The organism is Actinomycetota bacterium (assembly GCA_030776725.1).
Lineage (GTDB): Bacteria > Actinomycetota > Nitriliruptoria > Nitriliruptorales > JAHWKO01 > JAHWKW01.
The window spans coordinates 1-5,856 of the sequence record JALYHG010000031.1; the positions used below are offsets into that span (position 1 = coordinate 1).

At 70.1% G+C, this 5,856-nt stretch carries 5 protein-coding genes; 1 reads left to right on the top strand and 4 read right to left on the bottom strand.

Features of this window, described 5'->3' with window-relative positions; translation table 11 throughout:
* From M3N57_01280 to M3N57_01295, 4 genes are all read right to left on the bottom strand, one after another.
* The coding region (locus tag M3N57_01280) for a cbb3-type cytochrome c oxidase subunit I (GenBank protein MDP9021337.1) at positions 1–1,190 on the bottom strand (1,190 nt) is incomplete at its 3' end.
* 24 nt (positions 1,191–1,214) lie between these two features.
* Entirely contained in the window at positions 1,215–2,456 is a 1,242-nt protein-coding gene (gene coxB / locus M3N57_01285; protein ID MDP9021338.1) for a cytochrome c oxidase subunit II, read from the bottom strand.
* A gap of 142 nt (positions 2,457–2,598) precedes the next feature.
* A complete protein-coding gene (locus M3N57_01290; GenBank protein ID MDP9021339.1) occupies positions 2,599–3,381 on the bottom strand; it encodes an ABC transporter permease in 783 nt (260 codons plus the stop codon).
* A complete protein-coding gene (locus tag M3N57_01295) occupies positions 3,378–4,310 on the bottom strand; it encodes an ABC transporter ATP-binding protein (protein MDP9021340.1) in 933 nt (310 codons plus the stop codon). Before M3N57_01295 ends, M3N57_01290 begins: the two co-directional genes overlap by 4 nt.
* A gap of 126 nt (positions 4,311–4,436) precedes the next feature.
* Here M3N57_01295 and M3N57_01300 point away from each other — a divergent pair, with 126 nt between their 5' ends.
* Positions 4,437–5,600 carry an AI-2E family transporter gene (locus M3N57_01300; protein MDP9021341.1) on the top strand — a complete coding sequence of 388 codons (1,164 nt, stop codon included), beginning with the start codon at positions 4,437–4,439 and terminating at the stop codon, positions 5,598–5,600.
* Positions 5,601–5,856: the final 256 nt, after the last annotated feature.

Consider the following 5,856-nt stretch of genomic DNA (forward strand, 5'->3'; position numbering starts at 1 on the left):
AGCACGTAGTGGAAGTGCGCGACGATGTAGTAGGTGTCGGTCTGCTGGTAGTCGTGTGGCGCGATCGCGTGGGTCACCCCCGACAGACCACCGATGGTGAACTGCGCCACGAGTCCGATCGCGAACAACATCGGTGCGGTCAGCTGGATCCGACCGCCCCACATCGTCGCGACCCAGTTGAAGATCTTGATCCCCGTTGGCACCGCGATCACCATCGACGACAACGCGAACCCGGTGTTGGCGATCGGTCCGAGCCCTGCGGCGAACATGTGGTGGGCCCACACCCCGAACCCGATGAACGCGATCGCGGCGCCGGCGAAGACCACCGCGGCGTAGCCGAACAGGGGCTTGCGACTGAAGACCGGCAGGACCTCGGAGACGATCCCGAACGAGGGCAGGATCATGATGTAGACCTCGGGGTGGCCGAACACCCAGAACAGGTGCTGCCACAGGACCGGGTCGGCGCCCTTGCCGACGTCGAAGAAGTTGCTGCCGAGGATCCGGTCGGCGGTCAGCTCGAACAGGCCGACCGCCAGGACGGGGAGGGCGAACAGCAGCAGGAACGCGGTCACGAACGTCATCCAGGAGAACACCGGCATGCGGAGCAGCGTCATGCCGGGCGCACGCAGGTTGAGGATGGTGACGATGAAGTTCACCGCGGACGCCAGCGACGCGATCCCCAGGATCTGCAGTCCGACCGCGTAGAAGTCCATCCCCGACCCGGGGTTGTACGCGAACAGCGAGTTGGGGGCGTACCCGAACCAGCCGCCCGTGGGCGCCTCCCCGAACAAGAAGCTCGAGTTGAGGAACAGCCCGCCGAGGAAGAACACCCAGTAGCTCATCGCGTTCAGCCGTGGGAACGCCATGTCGCGGGCGCCGATCTGGATCGGCATGACGTAGTTCATGAACGCCGCGGTCATCGGCATGATCACGAGGAAGATCATCGTGACGCCGTGCATGGTGAACAGCTGGTTGTACACGTCGGCGCTCAGGACGTCGCCGTTGGGGCCGGCCAGCTGCATCCGGATCAGGAGCGCTTCGATCCCGCCGACGATGAAGAAGGCGAACGCCGTCATGCCGTAGAGGATCCCGATCTTCTTGTGGTCGACCGTCGTCAGCCACCCGACCAGCCCGGTCTTGGAGGTGGGCCGTCGGAACGTGACGCTGCGCTCGATCGAGGCGGTTGCCATCGGATGTCGTCCTCCCGTTCGGCGCTACCGCTGGACGGTCAGGGTGCGAAGGAACGCGACGAGCGCGTCGATCTCGTCGGGTTGGAGGCCCAGCGGCGGCATGCCGCGGCCCTGTTCCCAATCCATCGGCTTCATCGCAGGTGGGTCCTCCAACCAGGCGCGCAGGTTCTCGTCGGTGTTGGCGAAGATCACTCCTGCGAACCATCCCCGGTCGGAGAAGTAGGTCAGGTCGGGACCGACCGTCGCGGTCGCCTCGACCGGTCCACCCTCGAGGAGCTGGTCGATGCGCTCCTGATCCAGGCCCAGACGACGCAGCGCCGAGACGTCCTCGGGGTCGTCACCGGACAGTTGGAAACCGCGGATCGTGTGGCATCCGACGCACTCCTTGGTGACGAACAGGGCCTTGCCGTCGGCGACCTGGCCGGTCACCGCGGCGGTGTCGACCGGTTCGGCGTGCGCCTGGGCCCACCGGTCGAACTCGGCCGGTTCGTGGGCGATCACCCGCAGTCGCATGTTGGCGTGGGACAACCCGCAGAACTCGCCGCACGCCCCGTAGTACTCGCCGGGCTCGTCGGTGTACAGCTTCAGCATGGTGGTCCGGCCGGGGACGACGTCCTGCTTCCCGGCGAGCTTGGGGACCCAGAACGAGTGGATGACGTCCGCGGAGGTCATCCGCAGAACGACGTCCTGACCGGTGGGGATGTGCATGATGTTGGCGGTGGTCAGGTTCTCGTACTGCAGGTACTCGTACTCCCACCACCACTGGTGACCGGTCACGTTGATCTCGAGCGCGCCTTCGACGGGACGGGCGAACTCGAAGATGGTCCGTACGGTCGGGACCGCCACCGCCGCCAGGATCAGCGCCGGGATCACCGTCCACAGTGCTTCCAGCCGCGGGTTACCGTGGATCTGCTTGGGGGAGCGGCCATCGTCGTCGCGTTCCCGGAACCTCAGCAGCGCGACGACGATCAGCGCCTGGACCAGGACGAAGATCGCGATCGCCACCAACAGCGTGAGGTTCCACAACCGGTCGGCGTCGATGGCGTACCGACCGACGGGTTCGAGGTAGTCCATCACGCGGAACGGTTCTTCCACCTCGGTCTGCGCCGCGTTCTGGACGCACCCGGTGAGCGCCAGCGCCAGCAGCCCGATCCCGGCGACCCGGGGACGCAGGACACGCCAGGGCCTGGGCTGCTCGACGGCGGCACGCGGTGAGGTCGATCTCCTGCTCAGCTGCTTGGGACCCGCACCCGGGCGGCTGCGCACCGTCTGGCCTCCTCACACGGGTGTCGCTGAACCGGCCCGACGCCGAACTCGGCTGCGGGCGGGTGCGGACCCTACCAGTGGCCTCCGAGTGGTCCGAAACCGGGCGCGGCCTGTCTCTGCGGACACCTGCCGGGCGTGCGTGTCACGGCTCCCAGCGGAACGTGCGGGAGGCCACCGCCGACGCCACCGCCCCCCAGGACAGCAGGACCCCCAGCGGTCGGGCCGCCAACCGGCCGGGGTCGTCGAGCGCGGCCCGCAGCGCCTCGCCCAGCGCGCCGGCCGGGAGCGCCCTGCCGAGCGCCGCGAGCGGGCCGGGGAGCGCGTCGGCGTCGAACGCGAGCCCACTGATCAGCAGCAGAACGAGGAACAGCGCGTTGACGGCGGCCAGGGTCCCTTCTGCGCGGAGCGTCCCGGCCACCAACAGCCCGATGGCACTGAACGTCGCCGTCCCGGCCACCAGGGCGACGATCACAGCGAGTACCCCCCCGCCGGGCTCCCAGCCCAGTCCGGCGGCGGCCACGACCAGCACCAGGGTGGCTTGCGCGGCGAGCACCGCCAGTACAGCCAGGGCCTTGGCGGCCAACAGCCCGCCTCGGGGCAGCGGCGAGCCACCGAGGAGCTTCAGCACCCCGTACTTGCGTTCGAAGGCCGTGGCGATCGCCAGCGACACCAGCCCGGTGGACATCACCGAGATCGCCAGCACTCCGGGCACCAGGAAGTCGACCGCCTCCCTGCCGCCGGTGGGCAAGACGTCCTCGACGATCGAGAAGAACACCAGCAGCCCCAGTGGGATCCCCACGGTCACGAGCAGGCTCTCGCCGGAGCGCAGCAGCAGGCGTAGCTCCATCCGTGCCTGCGCCAGCACCGCCCGCAGCACAGGCGTCCGGCGGATACCGGAGGGGGGCGGGGCGGCGAGGAGGCTCACGGCACCGGGTCCTCGTCGCTGGGCAGGGTCGGTTCGGCGGTGAGGCGGAGGAAGACGTCCTCCAAGGTGCGTCGTCCGGCCTGCAGATCACCCAGCGGCAGATCGTGGGCGTGCAGCCAGGCGGTCAGCCGCGCGATCAGCTCCGGGGTCCCCGGGGCGTGCACGATGTACCGGCCGGGGCGTTCCTCCTCGACCTTGGCGTCGATCGCGACGGACAACGCGGCGCTGTCCAAAGCCGGCGGGGCGGTGAAACGCACCTCGGGCAGGCCGGCTTCGCGGGTCAGCTCGTCGGGCGAGCCGAGGGCGACCAGTACCCCCCGGTCGATGATCGCGACGCGGTCGGCGAGCTCCTCGGCCTCGTCGAGTAGGTGGGTCGTGAGCGCCACCGTCACGCCGGTTCGCCGCAGTTCGCGCACGATGTCCCACGTCAGCCGCCGCGCCGCCGGGTCGAGGCCGGCAGTCGGTTCGTCGAGGAAGACCAGCTCCGGTCGGCCCACCAGAGCGATGGCGAGCTTCAGTCGCTGCTTCTGCCCCCCCGATAGGTCACGGAAGGCGGTCCGGCGGGTGTCAGCCAGGCCGACCTGTTCGAGGAGCGCGTCGGGGTCCAGGGCCTCGGCGTGGAAGGCCGCGAACAGGTGCAGGACCTCGAGCGGCCGGGCCGTCGGGTAGACGCCGCCCTCCTGCAGCATCAGTCCGAGCCGGGGGCGGAGGCGGTCGCGATCGGCGATCGGGTCGAGGCCGAGGACACGGACCGTGCCGGCGTCGGGGCGCCGGTAGCCCTCGCAGCACTCGATGGTGGTGGTCTTGCCGGCGCCGTTGGGTCCCAGGATCGCGAACGTCTCGCCCCGCTCGACCGTCAGGTCGAGCCCGGCGACGGCCACCGTCTCGCCGTAGCGCTTGACGAGGCCGCGGACGTCGATGGCGGACACGCGGTCTCCGGATGTTGGGGCGCAGGGCGCCGCCCGGCCAGGCTACCGGTGCCATCGCACCACCCTGGAGTGTGACGTGTCGCGTGCAACCTCCGGTGGACCCTTCCCGCCCCGTACGCTCGCCCTGTGAACGTGCGCGACGGATCCCGGCTCGACGGGGCGCCGGCCGAGCGGCGCCGGTCGCGGGGCCGACGCTGGAGCGACCATGCGCGGGCAGACGGCGGCCTCGCGGCGACCATCACGCTGGGCGTCGCCGGTGGGCTGCTTCTGACGGGACTGGTGCAGTTCGCCTTCTCGCGGCTACAGAACCTCCTGGTCGCGGTGGTCGTCAGCCTCTTCCTGAGTTTCGCGATGGAACCGGCCGTGCAGTGGCTGTCCCGTCGTGGCATGCGCCGGGGGCTGGCCACAGCGCTGACGTTCCTGGCGGCGGGCGTGGCGCTGATCGGGTTCATCGCGGCGATGGCCCCGCTGGTGGTGAGCCAGGTGCGCACGCTGATCGAGCAGGGCCCCGAGCTGCTGTCGGGCCTGGCGGACCAGGCACGACGCCTGCCTGCCGGGTTGGGCGACAGCATCGCCGACTACCTCGAAGGCGCCCCGCTCGCCGGTGCCCGACCGTCACCGGCCATGCAACGCCTCGGCGGCGGGATCCTGGGCTTCGGTACCACCGTCCTGGGAGGAGTGATCCAGACGCTGACCATCCTGCTGGTGACCTTCTACCTGGTCGCGGACGGGCCACGGCTACGGCGCACGCTGTCATCGCGGCTGCGGGCCGACCGGCAGGCCAACTTCCTCGCGATCTGGGACCTTGCCATCGAGAAGACCGGCGGGTACGTCTACAGTCGGCTGTTGATCGCGGTGGCGTCGGCCGCTTTCCACGCCACCGCCTTCATATTGATCGATATCCCCTACGCGTTCGCGCTCGGCGCGTGGGTCGGGGTGATCAGCAGTCTCATCCCCGTCGTGGGCACCTACCTCGCCGGCGCGCTCCCGATGGCTATCGCGCTGGCCCGTGACCCGGTCGGTGCCCTGTGGGTCCTGCTGGCCGTGGTCATCTACCAGCAGTTCGAGAACTACCTGGTGCAGCCACGCGTCACCGCGCACACACTGGCACTGCACCCAGCGGTCGCGTTCCTGGCGGTGCTGGGCGGTGCCGCCCTCCTGGGCGCGGCCGGGGCGCTCCTGGCGCTCCCGGCGGTGGCGATCATCGCGGCGCTGGTGAGCGCGGCCGGGGCGCGCCACGAGGTGATGGAGCACGACCTCGTCGAAGCGCACGGCGCGTCGCGCCACTGACGGTCCTCGTCGGTGGGACGCGATGACCGCTTCGTGTTCCAGCCAGCGCGCGACCGCGACAACCGGGAGGTCGGCAGTCCAGCGGGCCGGCCGCGTTGAGGACCGCCCGTCCGCGCCGAGGGGGTGTGGTGGGCGACCCGAGGGTCAGGTGGGTGGTGGTCGGACGATGTGTCGCTGGTCGGGGGTGGTGAAGGTGACGGTGTTGTCGGGGTTCCACCGCGCCTTCCAGCCGCCTTCGTGGACGAGCTGGTGGCAG